This window comes from Desulfobacca acetoxidans DSM 11109 (assembly GCF_000195295.1).
Classification (GTDB): Bacteria; Desulfobacterota; Desulfobaccia; order Desulfobaccales; family Desulfobaccaceae; genus Desulfobacca; species Desulfobacca acetoxidans.
Genome location: NC_015388.1, coordinates 467,707 through 489,039, shown reverse-complemented (window position 1 = coordinate 489,039; position 21,333 = coordinate 467,707). Strand labels below are relative to the sequence as shown.

The following is a 21,333-nucleotide window of genomic DNA, read 5'->3' as shown; positions in this document are numbered from 1 at the left end:
AGGAACGCAACGAAATATGAAAGAATGACTGGTAGCTTAGGCCTCCTGGCCTGTGCATGGGCGTGCCGGCCGAAAAGCCTGCACCACTATCTTTCATACAAATTGGCATGTTCTGGTAATCACAACGAAATATGAAAACAGAACCATGGCAGTTAAACATACGCGGCAGCCATGGACCGCCCTATCCCATTATCGATCATTTATCTGCAATTTACACATAGGGCGGGCCGCGCCCGCCGTTTTTAAGAGCACTGTTTTCATACAAAAAATTATCAAGAGTCCCAGCATCCTAATCCCGAAAGCAGCCGATAATCTCGGCTGCCTGTTGCGGCTCCTTCGCCTTTTCGATTTCCTCAAGGAGTTTAGGTAACTTCACCCGCCAATTCGGGTACTCATCTTTAGTGCCCGGCAGATTCTGTTGGTCCAGCCAGCCGAAAATATCCTCCAGGCTCAGAAGCAGCAGGCGGCAGGGCGTTTGGGCCAGGTGCGAGATTACTCTCCATTTTACCTCTTCTGGCAGTTCCGGCGATTCCGCCAGATTCTGCGCGGTATCGGGGGGTAGCCAGCCTTTGTGCTGCAGCAGGCTCAAGATGGCCAGTTTGGCTCTCCGACGGTCTTCCCAGGCTCGGGTTGCCGCCTGGTTGTTGGGGAAAAGGTTTAACTGTTGCCGCATCTGGATATCTTGCCCCTGCCAGAAACCGGCCAGGGTGGGAAGATCGTGGGTGGTGATGGAGGTCGCCACCCAGTCCGGATAATCTTCGGCCGGGGTGAATGAACCGTCATCCCGACGCTCGAAGTAAAACAACCGGGTGGACAGAATCCGGTAGCCGCCCAAAATATCGCGGATATAAGGGGCCACGGTACCCAAATCCTCCCCGATAATGGCCGTCTGCCTCCGGACGCTCTCCAGGGCAAGGATCTTGAGCATTTCTTCAGCAGGATACTGCACGTAGACCCCCTCCGCCGGACTGAGTCCTTTGGGAATCCAATAGAGGCGAAAGAGGCCCATAACGTGGTCCAGCCGCAGGGCCCCCACGGGGGGGCAGTTGTGGCGCACCATACGGATAAAATACCGGTAGCGGCTCTCCCGCAGGTGTTCGGGGAGCAGCGGCGCCAGACCCCAGTTTTGCCCCAAAGGACTGAATTCATCCGGGGGAGCACCAATATCGGCGTCCAAGGCAAAGAGGCCCGGCTCGGCCCAGGTGTCAAAACCTCCGGGATTGACGCCCACGGCCAGATCGAAGTATAACCCGAGGGGCAGATTCCAAGCCGCCGCGGCCATCGAGGTATCCTGCAGTTGTCCGGCCAGCAGCCATTGAGCATAGGCGTAAAGCAGGATCTGGCGTTGGTGGGTATAGGCGAATTCAGCCACAGCCGGACCTTGAGGGTTGTGATAGACCGACGGCCACTCTTGCCAGGTCGCGTAAGAACAGCCTGCTGTTCGCCAGGATTCCGAGAGCGCCAGAAATGTCGCAAAACGCTGCAGGGGTTCACCTTCGCACGCCAGGAAGGCGGCAAAATCCCTGCCGCGTGTGGTCAGAGGTAAAGCCGGAAGGCCGTGCTGCTCCAAAAAGGTATTTAACAGCATCTCCAGCACTTTGAATTTCAATGTGGCAACGGCAGGATAGTTAATCCGCTGGCCCTGCCGCAGCTCATCCAATTGCCGTTGCACCTGGGGTTGGGCCAGGTATTCCTGAGCCGATCGACAAGTGGCCAGTTCCGGTACCTGACTGAGGTCAAGATAGAGAGGATTGGAATAACAGCGGCTGGTGGGATAATAAGGACTGACGTTCTGGTCTAAGTGCAGGCCTAGATGATGCAGCGGGTTGAGACCGATAACGCTGGCTTGGAGCCCTGCCGCCCACCCCAGCAGGCGCTGCAGATCGCCCAGATCACCTATGCCCCAGTCGGTCTGGCTGCGGAGGGCATATAACGGAACGCTAAAACCCCACAAGCGTCTGGTGAGCAAGGCCATCGGGGTATAAACCCGCTCCGGTGCGATGATGAGCAGCGTCCGGCTCTCCCGCTCGAATCCGGAGGTCTCCACCCGGACTTTGAGATCATAATAGCCTAGCGCCAATGTCTGGGGCAACGGGATTGCAGTCCGGCCAAAACAATCGGTTCCGAAATTTTTGACCTCTATTACCTGCAGTTCCGGGCCGAAGTCGGCGGAATGAATACACTGACCGGATTCATCCAGAATTTCCCAGGAGCCTTTCAGGTCGTGGGGAAGCCGCCCTCTCTGCAAGAGGGTGTGAAAATCCCAAACCGCCGGGTACTGCGACTGGCAGAGGGCCAACACCGGCGGTGTCAGCCTGGTCCAAGGCAGACAACGGCGGCGATTCAATTCCTCTCGCAGAGCAACCTCACTCTGGCACTGAAGACCCATGGTCCTGAGAATGGCGGCCTGGGTTGAGGAGGTGGTGGGATGGTTCTGGCCGGCGTTATCGGTGTAAGAAGGTGCCAGGCCGTAGAGGGAGGCTAACTCAGCCAGCAGAAGTTCCTTGTTAGATCCCGTCATCTTTGCTTTGATACAAAAAGATTCCAGTCAAGGCAACTGAGGATTTGAGGAATTTTTCGGTTAGGCCGGACCCTAAGCCCGGCCTGACCGATCAGCCGCTGCAACCCGAGCCGCAGCTTGAGGGATCAGCCCCGCAGGAACAGCATGTTGCCTGGGTGGGGCGATCTGTGATGCCTACTAAGGTAAGTTGAAAGGTTAGATTTTTCCCGGCTAACGGATGGTTAAAATCGACCGTGAAATTATCCGGCGTCAGCGAAACGACCATGCCCGTTACCGGCCCGCGCGGACTGTTAAACCAAAGATTCTGGCCCGGTTCCACCGTATTCTTGCCAAGGGCGGTTATCGGAAATTCTCGCAAAAGATTATCCTGTCGTTCGCCATAGGCCTCCATTGGCGATAAGGTGATCTTCTTCTGTTCATTCAAGGCCATTTCCAGTACGGCCTGCTCAAAACCCGGAATCACCCCCTGGCGGCCTATCTGGAATTCCAGGGGCTGTCCTTCCCGACTGTCGTCAAAGACGGTGCCATCATCCAGTGAGCCCACGTAATGTACCTGGACATACATGCCATCCTTTACTTCCACCATTACACTCTCCTTAAATATCGGCCTCGCCTTATCCGGACAAAAAAAGAGGAACCGCCTTTTGAACGCTCCTCCAGGGAATAGTTAACGGGCCAACGGTTTTATGCTGCTCAATATAAACATAGCCGGTGCTAATGTCAAACACTCCAAGCCCGACAGACCCGCAGGGAGGGAAAGCGCAGCGCATCCCGCCTTCAAAACCTGAGGTGCAGCTCCACGGGATGGGGATGCAGATAATACTGCTCCTTCAGGTAGGGCTGCTGATATTTCCGCACGTAGTGATTGATCAGGGTCAGGGGAACGATGAGGGGCACATCACCCCGCTGATAATGATTGATTATTTCTAATAGTTCCTGCTTCTCGTCTCCGCTTAATTCCTTTTTGAAATAACCCAACAGGTGATATAATACATTAAGATGCTTCTTGACAGTGGTTTTTAACCGCAGGCTTTCCAAGAGCAACTGCTGATAACGGGAATATAATGCTTCGACCGGCTGTTCCCTGCCATGGGCGACCAATCGCCCCATCTGTCGGTAGTGAGCCTGGCTGTGGGACAGGATGAGCAGCTTATGCCGGGTGTGGAAATCCACCAGCTTTCTGACGTTATATCCCCCTGCCAGGGTGTCGCGCCAGCGTTTAAACGTGAAAATTGCCTCGATAAAATTCTCCCGCAACTTGGGATCATGCAGACGGCCCTCATCTTCCACCGGCAACAGGGGGAAGTGTTCCATAAAAGTTCGGGCGAACAGGCCAACGCCTTTTTTTACCGGGATGCCTTTGTCGTCATACACCTTGACCCGCTCCATGCCGCTGCTGGGCGAGTTGCTCTTAAAGATAAAGCCGTGGAGATTATCAGCTTCCAACTCCTTTACCCGGTTCATGGCCCAGGTGAGCATCTGTTGGGTATAATCGATCTTGCTGCGGATAGTCTGCAGGCGGGGATGATCAATCTCACCTACTAACCGCATAGCCTCCCGCGGGATACCCAGACCGCACTCCACTTCGGGGCAGACCGGCTTAAATTCCACATAGCGGCCCAAGGTCTCGGTGATAAAACGATCCAGTTTATGGCCTCCATCATAACGAACCTTCTCACCTAACAGGCAGGCACTGATGCCAAGCCGAATTTTGCCGATGACTGTCTGTTCTTCCATAAAAATAGCCATGTTCTAGTGATTACAACGAAATATGAAAGTAGAACCGTGGCGGCTGCTCACAATAATGTTTTTTCTGCTCACCGCTCACTGTTTCCAAATAATTTTTCTCATCGACCATGATAAACCTAAGCGGCAGCCATGGGCCGTCCTATCCCATTATCGATAATTTATTGGCAATTTAGTCATAGGGCGGGTCGCGCCCGCCGTCTTTAAGAGCTGTTTTTATATGAAGATAATATAATACTTTTAAGTTATGGCCTCAATGTTTATGTTGCCCCAGAAACTCCGCCGTACCGTACTGTATTACTGCCTCCTGGCTCATCTCCGGTACCGCTGGCATTTGGTTGGCGCTGCCGGATTGATCCTGGTCTCGACTCTGGCAAGCCATTGCGTCGCGCCGCCCGAAAAAGAATTCCTGCAGCGTGTAGACGCCGCCTTAGCTGCCAGTTGGGAATTTTATCGAGTCCATTATATCCTGCCCGATGGCAGAGTAAGGCGTTCAGAAAACCGTGACGACGCCATCTCCGAAGGACAGGCCTATGCCCTGCTGCGGGCCGTGTGGAGCGATGACCAATTCACCTTTAACCGGGTGTATTCCTGGACAAAAAACCATCTTTCCCAACAGCCGCTCAAAGGCAGCCATCTTTTGGCCTGGCATTGGGGACAGAGTGAAGGTGGACAATGGCGCCTCATAGATATCAACAGCGCGACTGATGCCGATCTGGACTACGCCCTGGCTCTCATCCTGGCGGAACGGCGCTGGGGGCGGTCCACACAACCTCTACCGGATTACCTGACGCAGGCCAAACTCGTACTCCAGGACATTTTGGCCAAGGAAACCTGTAGGGATCCCTGGGGCCGCCTTTGGTTGACACCGGGGGACTGGGCGGCCTGTAAACAACCCCTGCTGCTGAATCCATCATATTTTTCGCCAGCCTGGTACCGGGTATTTTTCGACCTGACGCAGGACCCCCGCTGGCTGGAACTCGCAGAGAGTACAGCCTGGGGACTGGAGCAGATAAGCGCTCACTTGGGCGATCAAGCCGGTGTCGGTTTGGTTCCGGACTGGTGCCTGTTGACCGAAAACCAACGTTTTGCTCCGGCTCCCGGCCAGAGCCACTTGTTCGGCTGGGACGCTATCCGGGTACCCTGGCGGGTAAGCCTCGGGGTATTGTGGTTTCACGATATCCGGGGGAAAAAATTCCTTGCCAGGACATTCATCCCTTTCTGCCGACACCAATGGGCGGCCACCGGCAAGCTCTCTGCCATTTATGACTATACCGGGCGCCCGGCGGCGGAGTATGATAGTCCGGTGCTTTATGCCAGCCTCGTGGGGGCGGCCCTGGCTGTCGGAGATCGCCCGCTGGCGCAGCAGGCGGCCGAGAAGATTCTCGGTTTTTATCATCAGACACCAGACGGCGGCTACTTCAACCGCCCGGATGATTACTACGGCAACAACTGGGCCTGGTTCGGGTTGGCGACGTATCGCGGTCGGGTAAGGCCATAAGGGAGGGAAGACCGGGAGACGCTTTTCTTGCCCGTCCTGCACTCCTCTCTAATCGACTTGACATCCTGGCAGGGTTGCGATACGTACAAGAAAATTGTAGAAAATTTTTGCCAGGAGGCTGAAATGGAGTTGCCTTATCGCCCCCGTCGGCTGCGCCGGAGAGAACCGTTGCGCCGTCTGGTCCGGGAAACCTGCCTGCATCCGGATGATTTCATCTACCCGCTTTTTGTGGCGCCGGGGAAAAAGGTCAAAGACCCTATTGCCTCCATGCCCGGTATCTACCGCTGGTCTGTGGATCTGGTAAGCGGCGAAGTCGAAGCGGCTTATAACGCCGGGGTTCCGGCGATATTACTCTTCGGCCTGCCGGAGCAGAAAGATGAGTTGGGGAGCGAGGCCAGCAAACGCACCGGCGCGGTCCAGCGGGCCATCAAGCAGATCAAAAAAGCCGTCCCGGAGATGCTGATCATTACCGATGTCTGCCTCTGCGGCTATACCAGTCACGGGCACTGTGGCCTGGTTCGAGAAGGGGAGGTTGACAACGACGCCACCCTGGAGCTGCTGGCGCAGGTAGCCCTATCCCACGCTGAGGCCGGGGCTGATCTGGTAGCCCCTTCCGATATGATGGATGGGCGGGTTCTGGCCATTCGGGAGGCCCTGGATGAGCGCGGGTTTGAAATGACAGCCGTTATGTCCTACGCGGTAAAATACGCCTCCGCCTTCTACGGGCCGTTTCGGGAGGCGGCAGAGTCTGCCCCTCAGTTCGGTGATCGGCGCTCTTATCAGATGGATCCGGCCAATATCCGGGAGGCCTTCCGGGAAGCGGCCCTGGATATCGAAGAAGGGGCCGACATCATTATGGTAAAACCGGCCTTACCCTATCTGGACGTCATCTCCCAGTTGCGGGGAGAGATTGATCAACCCCTGGCCGCCTACCAGGTAAGCGGTGAATACAGCATGATCAAGGCGGCCGCAACCAACGGCTGGCTGGACGAATCGACCGCCATGCTGGAATCCCTGCTTTGCATCAAGCGGGCCGGGGCGGACATGATCCTGACGTATTTTGCCAAAGAAGTAGCCAGTCTGCTCAGGTCAGCATAGGGTTATAAGGGTCGGGAAAGGGATGCTCGGTACTGCCTACCCCTCCGGCGCGATATTCCCCCCAATGGCGAGTGCCCCGCATAACGCAGCAGCTTCCTTATTTTGCGTGCCATTCCCAAGAATCAAACCGGGTCCTGCTGAGGTTTAACGAAATATATTATGATTAAACCACTTGACAAAACAACATGTACCGGTAATCCCCAGACCCCGCCGCTGCGCCTCCTGGCCTGGGAGACTACAAGGCGCTGTAACTTGGCCTGTGCTCACTGTCGGGCGGCCGCCGGGATGGGGCCCTACGAGGGCGAGTTGACCACCGCCGAGGGCAAGGCCCTGTTGGACGATGTGGCAGGCATGGGACCGGCGGTGATTATTCTGACCGGGGGGGAGCCGCTGCTTAGGAAAGACATCTTTGAACTGGCCGCCTATGGCGCCGGTTTGGGTCATCGGATGGTCATGGCGGTGAATGGCACCCTGCTAACTCCTGAAATCGCCCGGCGGCTCAAAGAAGCTAACATCCAGCGGTTGAGCATCTCTTTGGATGGGGCCAGTGCCGCCAGCCATGACCGGTTGCGCCAGGTTCCTGGGGCTTTTGACGCTGCTTTACACGGGATCAAGGTTCTTCAGGAGGCCGGCCTGCCCTTCCAGATTAACACCACAGTCATTGTCGCCAACCGGAATGAACTGCCGGCCATTTACGATCTGGCCCAGAAGCTCGGGGCGGCGGCGCATCATGTGTTTGTGTTGGTTCCCACCGGCCGGGGGGAGCAGATCAAAGATCAACTGCTGTCAGCCGAGGATTATGAAGAGACCCTGTGTTGGCTATTGGCCCGTCAGCGTGAGGGCCGTCTTCATATCAAACCCACCTGCGCCCCGCAATATTATCGCCTCTGGCGGCAGGACGCCGCTGCTAGAGGAGAGAAAATCTCCCCCCTGACCCACGGTATGGAGGCCATGACCAAAGGCTGTCTGGGCGGCCAGGGTTTTGCTTTCGTCTCATATCGGGGGGTAGTGCAGCCCTGCGGCTACCTGGAGTTGCCGGCGGGTGATATCCGGCAACAGGCATTTTCCCGCATCTGGGTCGAATCGCCTCTTTTTGCCGCCCTCCGCCACCTGGAAGGCTACCATGGCAAATGCAGCCGCTGCGAATACCGCAAGGTCTGCGGCGGTTGCCGGGCCCGGGCCTACGCCTTGACCGGCGATGTTTTAGGGGACGAGCCGCTTTGCCTCTACGAACCGAGAAACGCATCATGAACCATCCCCCTCACGCCCCTTTGGATGAATTGGATAAGGCTATTCTCAACCAGATCCAATCCTTCTTCCCGATTGCCGTCCGACCCTATCAGGTTGTGGGGGACAAATTAGGTTTATCAGAAGATAAGGTGCTCGAACGGGTGCAGAGAATGGTGCAGGATGGGGTAATCCGCCGCATCGGGGCCAACTTTAATTCCCGGCGTCTGGGTTATACCAGTACCTTATGCGCCGCCCTGGTTCCGGAAGATCGGATAGAACAATTTATTCGGGTAGTAAATCGATATGCCGGCGTTACCCACAATTATCTGCGACGCCACCGGTTTAATGTCTGGTTTACCTTAATTGCAGAATCAACTGAACGGATCGAAGAGATTTTGCGGGAAATCAGAGAAGAAAGCGGCATTGCCGAGATTTATAGCCTGCCAGCCAAGCGGATCTTTAAAATTCAGGTGGATTTTGCCTTTTAGGTGGTTGGCTAGCCCGGGGCAATAACCCGCAGAGGGCGCAGCCAGCAGCGCCCCCTTCCCGAGGTGAATTTCATGGTTTTTGCTTGATTTATAAGTAGCGACAATTATTTCGGAATACACAAGACGGGGCAGGGGAGCAATCGCACGACCTTTTCGGCGGTGGAGCCGAAGAAGACCTCTTCGATTTCACTCCGTCCCCGCCTGCCAAAGCCGCCCATCACCACCAGATCAACGGCCAGATCGCGGGCCAGTATGGCGACCTCCTGGAAAGGGGTGCCGGTGGCGATGATAGTGTCTACCTCGGTTTCACCGGATTTCCACTGCTTCATAAAGGCTGCCATCTCCTTCTCGGCCTTGTGACGCAGGTCTTTGCTGACCTCTTCTTTAGTCTTGCCGAGGTGGCTGCTCAGTTTATCTAGAAAATTCTGATTGATGACGTGCAGCAGGATCAAACGGGCGTCGAAACGCTGGGCCAGAGTTTGGGCGGCGCTGAAAGCAACACCGGAGCATTCGGAAAAATCAGTGGCTACCAGGATCGAATTGAATTCCATAGGAAAACAACCTTATTGGATGTGGGGCTCATGTGCTATCCGGGCGGCGCTGGGACCGCCCAGAGGCTGCCGTTATTTCACTTTGGCGGACAGTTCTTTTAAGAAGGCCTCGGCGCTCTCAAAGGCCCCGGTATGAGCCTTGAGGACATTGCCGTTTTTGTCTAACAGGATGGTGGTGGGTGTACCCAGAATGTTTAATTTACTGGTGGTCTTGGTATCGGTATCGGGTAACAGGGGAAAAGGAACCTTGAGTTGTTTTTTCCACATTGTGAGACCGAATTGATTGTCGCCCCCACCGACGCCGACGATTTTAATTTTTCCATTTAGTTTGCTATCCTGGCCGATTAGGTTATAGAGCTTGTTCATCTCTACTGCCTGTTGATAACAATGCGCACAGGAAGTGGCAAACGCCTCTATCAAGACATAGGGCGCCTTGACCTGGCTCAGTTTAAACGGTTTGTCGGCCGCTACTCCCAGATAGTTAGCATCCTCCGGGCTTATCGGTGCCGGAAAATCCAGGTCACCTAGCTTATCCCCATCTTTCACGGTTCCCAGGGCCGGCATAGCTGTCAGAATGAGCGCCAGCGCCATGATCACTGTTACCCAAAACGAAGATTTTTTAACCATTTCCTCCATCCTTTCCCATTAAATTTTTTGCCATATTAAAATATTCGGGAGAAAATAGCAAAATAAAATTAAGTTAGGATCAGTTATGCGGTGAGAAGTCCTTTTTTAGCAATTTTTCTAAAAAGGTCTGTGCTTCGGGGGAAACCGAGGTAAACCGGATTTTGGCTTCGCCTTGGCCCTGGCTGAGTTTCAGGACGATGACCTTGGCAAATATTTTACCGGCGCTCTCTCCCCCGGTTTCGTCCAGCAGATGGAGGCGGACATCGTCCCATTCCTTAAGAACGCCGCTAAATGTAGCTACGGCCTCCTGGTTGGAGAGGTCGGTGATCCACACCCGGTCGATAGTATCGGTAATGATCTTGTCTTTAATGCGGTGGAGCCGGGCTGGCTGAGGTTGGGGCAGAGGTTTCAGGTCCTCTGCGAGGTCTGGCAAAACAACCTCAATCGGTCCATGGACGGCTCGGATATCATATAAAGTTACCGGCTTAGGTACACCTTTCATCTCAACCTGAAAACTTTTGCGCACCTCAACCTGATCTTTCAGGCGCGCTAAGGTGGAGGGGCTGATCAGTACCTGGCCTCCCACAGTGTAGGATTCCATCCGGGCGGTAAAATTTACCTGGGCGCCGACGATGCTGTATTTGGTCCGTCTTTCTGAACCGATGTTGCCTACCACGACATCGCCGGTGTTGACGGCGATGCCCATCTCCAGACGCGGAAAGCCTTCAGCTTCATTGAGGGCATTGATCTCAGCCATGGCCGCCTGCATTTGCAAAGCGCAGGCCACGGCCTGGAAAGGATGATCCTCCATCGGTTGCGGGGCGCCAAAAAAGGCCAGGATGCCGTCGCCGATAATTTCGTCGATGACGCCCCGATGATCCATCAGAATCTCGATCATCTTGGCCAGGTATCGATTCAGAAAGATCACGACCCGCCGGGGTGACATCTCTGCCGTCAACGCCGTAAACCCCCGGAGGTCGGACATAAGGATGGTGAGTTCCCGATCCTCTCCGCCGAGTTCCAGGCCGTTGCGGGATTCCATTAATTTACTCACCACCTCTTGGGTAACATAGCGGCCAAAGGTATCCCGGATAAAATCCCGTTTTTCGATATACTCGATCAACTGCCGTCCCAGACGGTTGAAAGCCTGGGCCAGGTGTAGGATTTCACGCGGACCGGTCTCTGCCACAGTCACGGCAAAATCACCTTGGCCGATCGCCTCGGTGGTCGTCGCCAGAGTTCTCAGAGGCCTGGTGATTGTGCGAGAGATGATAATGATCAAAAGAATGAGCAAGACCAAACCGCCGAAGCCGATGAGAGCTAATTTCAGGCTCATCTGTCTAAGACCAGCGAAAAGTTCATCTTCAGGCAGAATAATACCCAAGGACCAGCCGTTGGAGGGTAGCGGTGCATAATAGAGGACAGATCTTTTCCCACTGGCAAAGTCAGTTATGCAGGCGTAACCTTCGCTCCCTTGAACCATTTTTCGGCCCAATTCCCGAAGCTGGGCGTCTCCTCGGGCTTCAGCGACGCTGAAGATACTCTCCCGCATGATCAGGCGTTCTTGCGGATGGGTGATGAAATCCCCATTGCGGGAGAGCAGAAAGGCATATCCGGATTGGAGAATTTTTACCCGCGCAATAATTTCCTCCAGCCAAAACAATGAGATATCCGCAGTTATAACTCCCCCAAATTTTTTGTGGTTATTGACGGTACGATACATGGGAGCCGAATAAGTAGTCATAATAATATTGCCGCCACCCTCATCGTAGTAAGGTTCACTCCACATGGCCCGCCCCAATTCCTTGGGCAGCGTGTACCAGTCCCATAACCAATACCGATAATTTTCGCTGCCCAGATGAGTTATAACCAGACCACTATCACTGCGATGGATGTAAGGGCAGTAATAATACCTTTGGGGTTTAAAGCTATACGGTTCAAAAGCGGCGGCCATACCATAGATTGCGGGGTTTTGAGCCAGGAGTGCTTTTAAGAATGGTTCCAAAGTTTCCGGCTGCTGGCACTCGCATTCCAGATAATTAGCCAGACACTCGGGTACTTTCTCAATCGAGTTGAGCGTAGCTTCAATCTGGTATACGGTTTTTAGGGTAAGATTTTTGACATTGTCGCCCATTTCTGAAAGCACGGTTTTCTTGGAGGTCTGGTAGTCATACATCAGAACCCCGACAAAGATCAGGGCGGTGGCGGAGACAATAACAACGATCAGTTTTGCCGCCAGGCTAGCGTTTTTCCACATCGCTTTGACAGTCCCGATAAAATTCCTCGTAAGGCGGAATTGTTTTAATCAGTAAATAGTTCTGCAACTCTTGAGCTACTTGCCGGTAGGTTTGGGGAACCAGCAAACCCATGGGGATGGCTTTGCCGGGCGGCTCAATCAATTCCTGCAGTTGGGCCAGCATCCATTTTTGATGCACCCGATTGGTCTTGATGTGCGCTTCGGTGACATACCTCATAACAATGTCTAAAGTCTCTTCGGGGTGGGCAAAGGCGTAGCGCCAGCCAGCCAGCGAGGCGGCTACAAAAGCCCGGCAGCGGGAGGGATGCCGCCGCCAGGTCTCCTCCAAACAATAGATGCCATCTTCCGGGAAATCGAAGCCATGTTCGGCCATATCAAACACCGTCAGCTCCTCCGGGTTTAAACCGGAATTGAGCAGCAGATGGTATTCGTTATACCGCATGGCTGAGGTGGCGTCGAGACCCTGGCGCAGAAACAGATTCACCCCTTCGCCCATAGGGATGATTTTAACGAACAGATTGTATTTATGGAAAAAAAGCCTCGGCTGAATCTGAAAATCGCCGGCCCACAGACCAACTCTTTTGCCCATAAGATCCTGGGGCCGGAGAATCCCATGTTTTTTCTGGGATACCAATAACAGTCCCGATTTCTGCACAATCTGGGCGATGTTGATGATTCCTATCCCTTGGGCCCTTTTCTCAATGCCCGCAGTAAGGAACATGGTTCCAAAATCGGCCTGGAAGTTCTGGACGCACTCTGCGGCACAGCTATGAGGTCCGCCTCGCCGGATCTCCACCGCCAATCCGTGTTGCCGGTAAAAACCTTTCTCATGGGCCATATAATAACCCGCAAACTGGGCCTGGGGCAGCCACTGCGGTATGAAGACGACCTTTTCCAGGTTTGCCGCCAGTGCCGCTTCCCAGAGCGGCAGACACCCAATACCCAACATCAGACAGATTATCAGCAACGGATGGCAGAGCATGTTAAAATAAAGCGAAAGAGAGCTTTTCATATCACTCCGGCGCGGCGCATTTTCATGAGCTGGTTCCTAAAAGATGATAATGCCAGCTCGGATCGCTCATGAAGAGATTGATAATCTGTTGCCGATATATCGGCAGGATCGCACCCTAACACAAACCGGGCAAGGATTTTTATACTTCATGTTTTGCCGATTGGGAATAAATCTCAATAATCTTCATTTGGGGAGTAATTTGATTTATTATCCAATAATTTTAATTGGATGTCTGCAAGTTGATTTTTCCACGGTGTTATTTTCAGACTCTCGCAGGCATCCTCAGGATTATAAATAGGTCGGCCCATTGGACGAGTTTTCAATGTTCCAGCCAGCTCCTGCTTAATCCTCTGTTTTGCTATTTCAACGTATTCAGGTACAATCTCAGCACCGGCCCCCCGACCCCGGTGGCGAATGGCAGAAATTATGGAAGTACCTGTTCCGAGGAATGGATCAAGTACCCAATCTCCCTCATTTGTCATTGACAAAACCAACCTCTCAATCAATTCAACGGGAAATTGACAGGGATGTTTGGTTTTTTCAACGTGATTAGATTTGACATTGGGAACGGGCCATAAATCTCCAGGATTTTTTCCTAAAGGATTACAGGAGTATTTTCCGGTTTTTGGCCCTTTAAAATATTTTTTCCCTGGGTATTTTTGGGGAATTCTAACCGAATCCAGGTTAAAGACATATTGATCTGTTTTGGTGAACCAGATAATCGTTTCGTAGCGCCCTGAAAAACGGCGACTGCAATGCAAGCCGTATTCAAAGTGCCAGATGAGCCGATTTCTCATTTTTAAACCGAATCTTGTAAAGATTGGATACAAGACTGCGTCTAATGGTATTATTGAACCCTTTTCGACATAATTTCCTACCTGCCAGCATATACTACCATGGGGGAAGAGACAGCGTACGCATTCTCTTATAACAATAGTCTGTTGATTAAGATACGCTTCCAATTTGAGCCGCTTCTCATACTCTTTACCGATATTATATGGGGGGGGGATGTGACAATGAGTTGCAGGCAATTATCGGGAATCTTTCTTAAAAGCTCCAGACAATCCCCGGGATGAATAACTATATGTTCCGAGAGAACGAATTTATCGACTATTTCTCGACTATCAAGCATGGACTTGCTATATCAATGGAAGTATTTTGAAATCAGGTGCCTACTGACACTTTTCCCTCATGTTACTTTAGCAGAAATTTTCTCTTAACAGCCATATTATAGGATAATCCGGTTCGAAAAGCAAAATGCTTATCTTCGATGTCGAACGGTTTCTCAGGAGGGCCAACTTATGGCAATGACGGAAGATTTGGAGAATTACTTTAGGGGCCTGGTGCCGCCGAGATCTGAGTTTCTCAGGAGCCTGGAGGAGGAGGCCAGACAGGAGCGCATCCCCATAGTGGGGCCGGTGGTGGGCGAACTGCTCTTTATTTTGGCCAGGGTGGTGGGCGCCCGGCAAATCCTGGAATTGGGCACGGCCACCGGCTACTCTGCTATCCATCTGGCGCAGGCGGTAGAAAAAGAGATCGGCAGGGTGGTAACCCTGGAGGCCGAGGCGGCCATGGCGGAGCAGGCCCGCCATAACATCGCCCGAGCCGGATTGGCCGAACGGGTTGAGCTCCGGGTCGGTCCGGCGCAATCGCTCATGGCTGCTATGAGCGGTCCTTTTGACCTGATTTTTCTGGATATCGATAAAGAAGGCTATCTTCCGGCCCTGACGGAATGCCATCGTCTGCTGCGGCCGGGAGGCTTACTGGTTGTCGATAACACCGGTTTTCAAGGGGCGGCGGATTTTAACCAGGCACTTCTAGCCGACCGGCGTTGGCGATCGGTCAATCTGCTCTGCTGGCTGCCGGAGCACTCGCCGGAAAAGGACGGATTGGCCTTGGCGGTGAAAGTTTCCCCCTGACCTCAGATGAGCAAGCCTTGAAAAGCATCCCGCCGACAGCGGCGGCTGATCAATATTTGTTGGCCCGGACGCCCGGTGACCGCTACGGCGATCTCCTCCCCGAAAGGAGCATTGCTATAGCTCACGCAGATTTCGGCGGCAACCCTCAGGTCTGCGTTTGGCGATGAGTACGGCAACAGCACCAGGGGGCCGGGGTAATGCTGTACCTTGATGACTGCGTCCTCTGGCCGGACCAGGGGTTCGATGGCCAGATTGTCGCGCTGATCGCGGCCTACAATCAGCTTGATGTCGGAAGACAGCCGGAAATGGCGTCCCCATTGCAAGAGTTCTAAATCGCGGCGTTCGAACCGGGGTTGATGCTGCAACAAGTCCTGCAACCGGGCAGCATACTTCGGATCGGCGAGCAGACAGCCGCCGGCTGGGGCGGGGTATGAGGTAAGTCCGAACCGGGTCGCCAGTTCCATCTGCCTTTTACGGCCGCGACCGCTGATATTGAGGAGCTGCTGCCGATCGAGGAGTTGTTCCCGCTCCGGCCTGGTCTCCTTCAATAAACGGGCGCTGAGCGGCCGCACCAGGAGATCAGGATAACCGGATTGTTTGGCGATCAGATTCAAGGAGCCTTTATTCTGGCTGAACGGTCTCTGGCCCAACACCTCGCCGGTAAAGAGAAAATCATATCCTTCTGTTTCCATGATCTGTCCCGCTGCTCGCAGCATCAGCAGGTGGCAGTCGATGCAAGGATTCATCCATCTGCCGAAACCGTGGGGCGGATCGAAGATGAGCGGCAGAAAACGGTCAGTGAGATCCTCAATTCTTAAAGGCAGGCTGATCGCCGCAGCAGATTTTTCGGCTTGAACGGCGTCGAAAAAAGGAGTGACAAAGACCAAACCGGTAACCTCGATATCCTGTTGACGGAGCACCAAGGCGGCCAACATACTGTCCAAGCCGCCGGAAAATAACCCTAATCCCCTTGTTTGTCTCATAATCATGCTGTAAGGTGACGATAGTTTCGAGTTCCGAATAAATAATTCCGAACGGATACCACCCACCATTTAATTTGCGGAATAACTTCTGCCGCTAGCGCAGGCTTTCAGCCGGTAGAGATTATTCTTATTAACTCGAAACCGTATTTTCTTTGTAACATATGACAGGCAGAAGAAAAGTCAATTCTTGCAAGGGCCTCTGAGGAACTTCCTATGCTGGGAAGCTGTTCTCCCCAAAGATATCTGTTAGAAAAACAGAAGCTTATTGAGATTAGCATCGCCTTGACCAGCGAAACCGATCTGAATCGCCTCTTGACGAAGATTATCACCGAACTGCGCCGTCTTACTGCGGCGGAAGGTGGAAGCCTTTATCTTACCGACAGGGATAAACTGAAATTTGAAGTGGCCCAAAACGAGGCCTTGGCGCGGCGTTTCGGCAGCGATTTGAGGTGTCTTAAATATCATGAAATCCCGATCAACCAGAAAAGTATCGCGGGCTACGTCGCTCTTACCGGCAAAACCCTCAACCTGAAGGATGTCTATCAAATTCCAGACAACCCACCATATCGATTCGATTCCTCCTTCGATCGGCGGAACGGATATACTACCAAGTCAATGTTAGCTGCACCCCTCAGGGACCAACAGGGAGAAGTAGTCGGGGTTATTCAACTCGTCAACGTTCTGAGCGACTCGGGGCAGATTCTATCCTTTTCCCCGGAAGACGAGGGCCTGGTATTGGCTCTGGCTTCCCAGGCGGCGGTAGCAATCAATAACGTTCGCCTCCTGGCGGCGATACGCGAGCTTTTTGAGGCCCTCATGATCTATTCGGTCTCTGCGATTGATGCCCGCAGTCCGCATACCGCCGGGCATTCCCGCCGGGTAGCAGCCTATTCTATGGCGCTTGCCCACGCAGTGAACAACTGTCAGGAAGGTCCTCTCGCCGCCGTATCGTTCAATGAGCTGGAGCTTGAGGAACTGCGTTTTAGTGCCTGGCTGCATGACATCGGTAAGATCGGCGTCCGAGACGCCCTGTTAGAGAAGAAACAAAAGTTGACCACCGATCAGATGGAGGTCATCCGCTGGCGATTTTATCTGGCCCGAATGCAGGCCGCAAGTGCTCTAGAAGCGGCCGAACTCGAGCAGGACTTTGCCTTCTTAGAGCAGCTAAACCGTTCGAATCACCTGCCGGCCGAGGCAGCGGGGCGTTTGATTGCCCTGGCCCAGAAAACGATCAGTTTGAACCCCGATGTTGGCCATCTCAGGCTGACCGGGCCGGGAGTCCAAAACCTGCGGCAGCCGTTGCTGAGCCCGCCAGAGCTGATGGCCCTGTCAGTTCAGCATGGCAACCTGACACCGGGGGAATATGCCGAAATCCAGCAACACGTCCTTCATACCCTGCATATTTTGGAAAAGATTCCGTTCCGCAAACATCTTTCCCAGGTGCCTCGATTGGCCGCCTCACATCATGAACGATTAAACGGTTCAGGATATCCCTTCCAACTGACTGCCTCTGAGTTGTCGTATCAATCCCGCATCCTGGCCATTGCAGATATCTTCGACGCCCTCACCTCCCTGGACCGGCCTTATCGCACTGCCGATGACCTTGAAAAATCCCTGGCGATTCTAAAAGAGGAGGTAGACAGGGGAAGACTTGACCATGATCTGGTGGACCTTTTTATTTCCGGCCGGGTTTATGAAGGCGTTATCGCTGAGGAAAACCAGGCTTGAGTTGATGCCCAGGGAAAATATGTTCCGAGCTTAATGGCTGGTAGCCATCAAAAAGATCGGCAGCGCAGACCGAGGGGTCTGCATTATGAAGAACCCGTAATGAACACAGCCCTGAAGGTTTGTGCCTTTCAACCGGGTCAGGCTGGCAAGCCTGTGCTGCCGGCAGATGAGTTTATTCTTTAAGATTCATGCTGCCGGTCTGATACCCCCGCAAATCGAGGGTCGCATAGCGCCAGCCTTGCTCCCGGATCATCAGATTAAGGGCTGTCAGGGTTTCAGGCTCTAACAACCGGAACCGCTGCTTGAGTGGAAGTTCCAGTCGTACCAGGTCGCCGTGCACCCGACATCGAACCGGACCGAACCCTTTATCCCCTAAGAATGTCTCAACCTGGTCCACCTTTTGGAGATCCTGGCTCTGAAGATGGGTGTAGGCCGGAAAGCGGGTGGCGAGACAACTCTGGGGTGGACGGTCCCAGCCCGGCAGTTGCCAAACCCGACTCAGTTCGCGGATATCGGCTTTCCGCCAACCGATCTTAAGGAATGGACTTCGTACCCCCATCTCCTGCGCCGCTTTTAGACCGGGACGGGTGTCGTTCAGATCATCCAGGTTGGTCCCGTCTAACAATACCTCCGCTTCGAATTTGGAGGCGATTTCCCAACCGCGTCGGTACATTTCACACTTACAGGCATAGCAGCGTTCGGGGGTGTTTTCCCGGAAATCCGGCAGGCCAAAGGGATCGAAGTCTTCTGTGAGGTGTCTTACGCCCAGTAGCCGGGTTATTTTCCGGGCTTCTAACGTCTCTCCCGTCGGCCGATGAGGTCCCTCGAAGGTAAGGGCGGCACTGTTTTCCCCAAAGAGATCGGCCACTATCTTCAAGAGAAGGGTAGAATCGATGCCGCCAGAAAAGAGAACCAACACGCGGCGCCAGGTGCGCAGCAGCGCTCGCAAGCGTTCTAAATCCGGCGACTGCGCCAGGCTATGATCTGGTTTCAGGAGATCTCCCCACCTTCCAGCGCCGAAGGCGATCTGAAATCCATTCGGGGAACGGAGGGCAGGAGTTCCACCGGTTCGGTGAGGAGGAAATCCCCCGCCAAAATCCAATTTTTCAAGGTTGCGGCGATTTCCCGCGAACGCACCATACTGGTAAGCGGTGCAGTATTGATCTGATGACCCTCAACTTCGATAACTCCCTGTTTTAATTGGGCATAGGTAACGTGGGTGATTATCCGGCCGGTGGCATGAGGATAGTCCTCGCCATAATCCACCACCGGCACCAGGATGTCCTCATCCGTAACCGCGCAGTAGCGGGCGATCTCCTCGTTTAACAGGGGAATGGGAACGCCCAATCCTACTGCCAGAGAGCAGCCATAGCCCAGAAGACTGACTCCTATCAGATATCGGGGGTGCATCTGCTTGAGGTCTCCCATAACCATTAAGGTGCCGGCCGGTTTCATCGGCACCCCGTTTTGGGCCCGAGGAACCTGTGGATTATGTTGGGTGCCCGGCCAGGCGACATAGCCCACCCCCCCTCCTAAAAAGATACGCGTGCCGATGCCGATGGTGAGATAATATGGATCATTGAGCAAAGGACTGAGTTGGCCGGCGGTGCAATAATTGGCATTACCCAGCCTCGGGCGCAGCGGACCCATATAGGTATAGATAATTTTTTGGGTAGCGTTCACGGCACAGTTATAATTCTGATAGCCATTACGGGGATTCAGGAGAACGGCGTTCACCAGTTCGGACAGGGTGAAGACGCGCTCCCACTTTTTGCGGGGATAACAATCAGTTCCGTATGACTCGGCCTGTAGGTGAACTTTCTTGCCCGCTACCAGGTCTTGGATGACATGCCCGCCGCCATATTTAAATTCCCCCGGATAGACTTTGTTCAGGGGATCATCGATGGTCGGTTCGGTGGCGCCCAGGTAAAGATCAACTGCGGCCAATCCGGAATAGGCGGGCACCCGGTTGATCCAGGACTGCGAGATTCTTATCGGCGGCTGGCTGTGGCCCATATTGAGCAGGACACCGGAAGAACACATGGGGGAGAAGGTGCCGGTGGTGACTACATCAACCGTCCGCGCGGCGGCCACCTCCCCTTTCTGGCGCACGATATCGATGATTTCTTCCGCCGTCACCACCACTGCCTGACCTTTTTTGATTTTTTCATTAATTTCCCGATACGTTTTATTTACTTGATGTGTTGCCATGGCCTTTCCTTGTCAGGCTGGGTTATTACGGGGGGCCTCATCCCGGAATTCGAGGTGTTCAATAGAAATCCACCGGATCGATGCGCTTATTGACCACAAAATGAAAATAGAGATTGCTGGGCAATCCCTGAAAAATATACCCGTTTGGGGGCGCCAACAGACGCCGAAAGATCGAGGGATAGGAATAGAACTGCTGAAAACACCGCCACACCCCGGCTTCACATTGCTCCGGGGTCATATGTTTCGGCAGGAAATTGCAGACCATGCCGAGATACTTCTCCGCCTCCGGTTTATGTACCCGACCCTCTTGGGAGAGCTGCTCCCATAGTGGTGTTCCTCTGCGGGGGGTGATGGAATTGAAGAAGGCCATCGGGGCCTTGATGCGCTCGACAAATTCCAGGGTTTTGTCGAACAGCGCCATGGTATCGCCGTCCAAACCGAACATAAAATTCAGGGAATAAAAGAGCCCCCGCTCCCGCAATCGCGCTAAGAGCCACTCATACTCCTCCACTGGGTTTTGTACCTTGGCGATAGAGTTAATACTCTCGGGGCAGACATTCTCGATGCCGATGTTGATGTGGTAACAGCCTGCTTTTTTGGCTAGATCCAGTAGCTCCACATCCCTTGAAGTATTAATGGTCCACAGGCAGCTCCAGTGAATATTGAGAGGCTGCAATCCCTTAAACAACTCTTTGGCGTAATCTCGATGACCGGTAAGATTATCATCGACAAAATAGATTCTCCGCAGGCTGGTAACTTTTACCAAGGTTTTGATCTCATCCAGAACCTCACCGATCGGCCGCCGGCGATAGGTATGGCCATACACAATGGGAACTTCGCAAAAACTGCAATGATAAGGACAACCACGACTGGTCTGGGTCGGGATGATCTTGACCCGATAACGGCGTAAGTTCATTAATTCTACCCGGGGTCGGGGCAGACCCGCCATATCGTGAAAGCCCTGGGCCTGATAGCGGGGTTTTAAACGCTTCAGACGGGCGTCTTCCAATACCTGCTCCCAGACAGACTCTGCTTCTCCCACCACTACCGCGTCGCAATGTTCCAGAGCCTCCTCCGGGTGCAGGGTTATGTGGAAACCGCCCATAACTACGGGAATACCCCGCTGGCGAAACTCCTGGGCAATCTCATATCCTCGGTCGGCGGTGGCGCAGGTGGCGGTAATGCCTACCAGATCATAGTGTCGGTGAAATGGTATAGGCCCTAAGCGATCATCCGCTATTTCGACGGTCACATGCCGAGGTGTCAGGCCGGCGATGTAAGGCAGGGTGAGACCCAACAGCCAACGCGTCTTACTGTGCAGAGCTTTTTTCCCCCAATAGTACGTCGTGGGCTGAACCAATAAAATCCTCATTACTCTCGTTCCTCATAAACCACAGGTGATCAATGTAAGATTGCTGTTGGTAAAATGTCTGGGAGTTCTCATACTCCAAGGCGAGGCAT

17 protein-coding genes and 1 pseudogene are annotated in these 21,333 nt (G+C 53.6%); 6 read left to right on the top strand and 12 right to left on the bottom strand.

Going from position 1 to position 21,333, the window contains the following annotated elements:
* Positions 1-289 precede the first annotated feature (289 nt).
* The 3 genes from malQ to DESAC_RS01980 all read right to left on the bottom strand — a co-directional run bounded on the left by malQ (position 290) and on the right by DESAC_RS01980 (position 4,258).
* The gene (gene malQ / locus DESAC_RS01990; protein ID WP_013705404.1) at positions 290-2,521 is read right to left on the bottom strand and encodes a 4-alpha-glucanotransferase; all 2,232 of its coding nucleotides are present in this window, start codon (positions 2,519-2,521) and stop codon (positions 290-292) included.
* Between the two features lie 91 nt (positions 2,522-2,612).
* Complete coding sequence (locus DESAC_RS01985; RefSeq protein ID WP_013705403.1) at positions 2,613-3,107, bottom strand: FKBP-type peptidyl-prolyl cis-trans isomerase; 495 nt, start codon at positions 3,105-3,107, stop codon at positions 2,613-2,615.
* Between the two features lie 191 nt (positions 3,108-3,298).
* Positions 3,299-4,258: a YbgA family protein gene (locus tag DESAC_RS01980; protein WP_041284105.1), complete on the bottom strand. Its 960-nt coding sequence runs from the start codon at positions 4,256-4,258 to the stop codon at positions 3,299-3,301.
* A gap of 256 nt (positions 4,259-4,514) precedes the next feature.
* Here DESAC_RS01980 and DESAC_RS01975 point away from each other — a divergent pair, with 256 nt between their 5' ends.
* From DESAC_RS01975 to ahbA, 4 genes are all read left to right on the top strand, one after another.
* Positions 4,515-5,768: a family 8 glycosyl hydrolase gene (locus tag DESAC_RS01975; RefSeq protein ID WP_083800168.1), complete on the top strand. Its 1,254-nt coding sequence runs from the start codon at positions 4,515-4,517 to the stop codon at positions 5,766-5,768.
* A 123-nt stretch (positions 5,769-5,891) separates the two neighbouring features.
* Positions 5,892-6,866 (top strand): porphobilinogen synthase, encoded by a 975-nt coding sequence (gene hemB, locus DESAC_RS01970; protein WP_013705400.1) that lies wholly within the window; start codon positions 5,892-5,894, stop codon positions 6,864-6,866.
* Between the two features lie 159 nt (positions 6,867-7,025).
* Positions 7,026-8,117 carry a heme b synthase gene (ahbD, locus tag DESAC_RS01965; RefSeq protein ID WP_013705399.1) on the top strand — a complete coding sequence of 364 codons (1,092 nt, stop codon included), beginning with the start codon at positions 7,026-7,028 and terminating at the stop codon, positions 8,115-8,117.
* Positions 8,114-8,584 carry a siroheme decarboxylase subunit alpha gene (gene ahbA / locus DESAC_RS01960; RefSeq protein WP_013705398.1) on the top strand — a complete coding sequence of 157 codons (471 nt, stop codon included), beginning with the start codon at positions 8,114-8,116 and terminating at the stop codon, positions 8,582-8,584. Before ahbD ends, ahbA begins: the two co-directional genes overlap by 4 nt.
* A 104-nt stretch (positions 8,585-8,688) precedes the next feature.
* Here ahbA and DESAC_RS01955 read toward each other — a convergent pair whose 3' ends face one another.
* The 5 genes and pseudogenes from DESAC_RS01955 to DESAC_RS01935 all read right to left on the bottom strand — a co-directional run bounded on the left by DESAC_RS01955 (position 8,689) and on the right by DESAC_RS01935 (position 14,163).
* Positions 8,689-9,135 carry a universal stress protein gene (locus DESAC_RS01955; protein ID WP_013705397.1) on the bottom strand — a complete coding sequence of 149 codons (447 nt, stop codon included), beginning with the start codon at positions 9,133-9,135 and terminating at the stop codon, positions 8,689-8,691.
* Between the two features lie 72 nt (positions 9,136-9,207).
* Positions 9,208-9,762 carry a peroxiredoxin family protein gene (locus tag DESAC_RS01950; RefSeq protein ID WP_013705396.1) on the bottom strand — a complete coding sequence of 185 codons (555 nt, stop codon included), beginning with the start codon at positions 9,760-9,762 and terminating at the stop codon, positions 9,208-9,210.
* A gap of 79 nt (positions 9,763-9,841) precedes the next feature.
* Entirely contained in the window at positions 9,842-12,019 is a 2,178-nt protein-coding gene (locus tag DESAC_RS14915) for an adenylate/guanylate cyclase domain-containing protein (protein ID WP_013705395.1), read from the bottom strand.
* Positions 12,003-13,031, bottom strand: coding sequence for an ABC transporter substrate-binding protein (locus DESAC_RS01940; RefSeq protein ID WP_013705394.1), 1,029 nt, complete (start codon positions 13,029-13,031; stop codon positions 12,003-12,005). The genes DESAC_RS14915 and DESAC_RS01940 overlap by 17 nt, the downstream gene beginning before the upstream one ends.
* A gap of 173 nt (positions 13,032-13,204) precedes the next feature.
* Positions 13,205-14,163 (bottom strand): annotated as a pseudogene (locus DESAC_RS01935) (DNA-methyltransferase).
* A 169-nt stretch (positions 14,164-14,332) separates the two neighbouring features.
* Here DESAC_RS01935 and DESAC_RS01930 point away from each other — a divergent pair.
* Positions 14,333-14,950: an O-methyltransferase gene (locus DESAC_RS01930; protein WP_013705393.1), complete on the top strand. Its 618-nt coding sequence runs from the start codon at positions 14,333-14,335 to the stop codon at positions 14,948-14,950.
* 2 nt (positions 14,951-14,952) lie between these two features.
* Here the strand turns inward: DESAC_RS01930 and DESAC_RS01925 are convergent, their stop codons facing one another.
* Positions 14,953-15,933, bottom strand: coding sequence for a DUF814 domain-containing protein (locus tag DESAC_RS01925; RefSeq protein ID WP_041284100.1), 981 nt, complete (start codon positions 15,931-15,933; stop codon positions 14,953-14,955).
* A 213-nt stretch (positions 15,934-16,146) separates the two neighbouring features.
* On the opposite strand from DESAC_RS01925, the gene DESAC_RS01920 reads away from it, so the two are divergent.
* Positions 16,147-17,661, top strand: a complete 1,515-nt coding sequence (locus tag DESAC_RS01920) for an HD family phosphohydrolase (protein ID WP_013705391.1) — start codon at positions 16,147-16,149, stop codon at positions 17,659-17,661.
* A 172-nt stretch (positions 17,662-17,833) separates the two neighbouring features.
* Here DESAC_RS01920 and larE read toward each other — a convergent pair whose 3' ends face one another.
* From larE to DESAC_RS01905, 3 genes are read right to left on the bottom strand one after another with little or no spacing between them, the layout of a single operon-like run.
* A complete protein-coding gene (larE, locus tag DESAC_RS01915; RefSeq protein ID WP_013705390.1) occupies positions 17,834-18,610 on the bottom strand; it encodes an ATP-dependent sacrificial sulfur transferase LarE in 777 nt (258 codons plus the stop codon).
* 41 nt (positions 18,611-18,651) lie between these two features.
* Positions 18,652-19,872, bottom strand: a complete 1,221-nt coding sequence (locus tag DESAC_RS01910) for a homocysteine biosynthesis protein (protein ID WP_013705389.1) — start codon at positions 19,870-19,872, stop codon at positions 18,652-18,654.
* Positions 19,873-19,930: 58 nt separating this feature from the next.
* Positions 19,931-21,244, bottom strand: a complete 1,314-nt coding sequence (locus tag DESAC_RS01905) for a B12-binding domain-containing radical SAM protein (protein ID WP_013705388.1) — start codon at positions 21,242-21,244, stop codon at positions 19,931-19,933.
* Positions 21,245-21,333: the final 89 nt, after the last annotated feature.

Bases quoted from the DNA above. Each gene is read 5' to 3' on its own strand.
- malQ (WP_013705404.1), bottom strand. From the start codon at position 2,521: ATGACGGGATCTAACAAGGAACTTCTGCTGGCTGAGTTAGCCTCCCTC.
- DESAC_RS01985 (WP_013705403.1), bottom strand. From the start codon at position 3,107: ATGGTGGAAGTAAAGGATGGCATGTATGTCCAGGTACATTACGTGGGC.
- DESAC_RS01980 (WP_041284105.1), bottom strand. From the start codon at position 4,258: ATGGAAGAACAGACAGTCATCGGCAAAATTCGGCTTGGCATCAGTGCC.
- DESAC_RS01975 (WP_083800168.1), top strand. From the start codon at position 4,515: ATGGCCTCAATGTTTATGTTGCCCCAGAAACTCCGCCGTACCGTACTG.
- hemB (WP_013705400.1), top strand. From the start codon at position 5,892: ATGGAGTTGCCTTATCGCCCCCGTCGGCTGCGCCGGAGAGAACCGTTG.
- ahbD (WP_013705399.1), top strand. From the start codon at position 7,026: ATGATTAAACCACTTGACAAAACAACATGTACCGGTAATCCCCAGACC.
- ahbA (WP_013705398.1), top strand. From the start codon at position 8,114: ATGAACCATCCCCCTCACGCCCCTTTGGATGAATTGGATAAGGCTATT.
- DESAC_RS01955 (WP_013705397.1), bottom strand. From the start codon at position 9,135: ATGGAATTCAATTCGATCCTGGTAGCCACTGATTTTTCCGAATGCTCC.
- DESAC_RS01950 (WP_013705396.1), bottom strand. From the start codon at position 9,762: ATGGTTAAAAAATCTTCGTTTTGGGTAACAGTGATCATGGCGCTGGCG.
- DESAC_RS14915 (WP_013705395.1), bottom strand. From the start codon at position 12,019: ATGTGGAAAAACGCTAGCCTGGCGGCAAAACTGATCGTTGTTATTGTC.
- DESAC_RS01940 (WP_013705394.1), bottom strand. From the start codon at position 13,031: ATGAAAAGCTCTCTTTCGCTTTATTTTAACATGCTCTGCCATCCGTTG.
- DESAC_RS01930 (WP_013705393.1), top strand. From the start codon at position 14,333: ATGGCAATGACGGAAGATTTGGAGAATTACTTTAGGGGCCTGGTGCCG.
- DESAC_RS01925 (WP_041284100.1), bottom strand. From the start codon at position 15,933: ATGAGACAAACAAGGGGATTAGGGTTATTTTCCGGCGGCTTGGACAGT.
- DESAC_RS01920 (WP_013705391.1), top strand. From the start codon at position 16,147: ATGCTGGGAAGCTGTTCTCCCCAAAGATATCTGTTAGAAAAACAGAAG.
- DESAC_RS01910 (WP_013705389.1), bottom strand. From the start codon at position 19,872: ATGGCAACACATCAAGTAAATAAAACGTATCGGGAAATTAATGAAAAA.
- DESAC_RS01905 (WP_013705388.1), bottom strand. From the start codon at position 21,244: ATGAGGATTTTATTGGTTCAGCCCACGACGTACTATTGGGGGAAAAAA.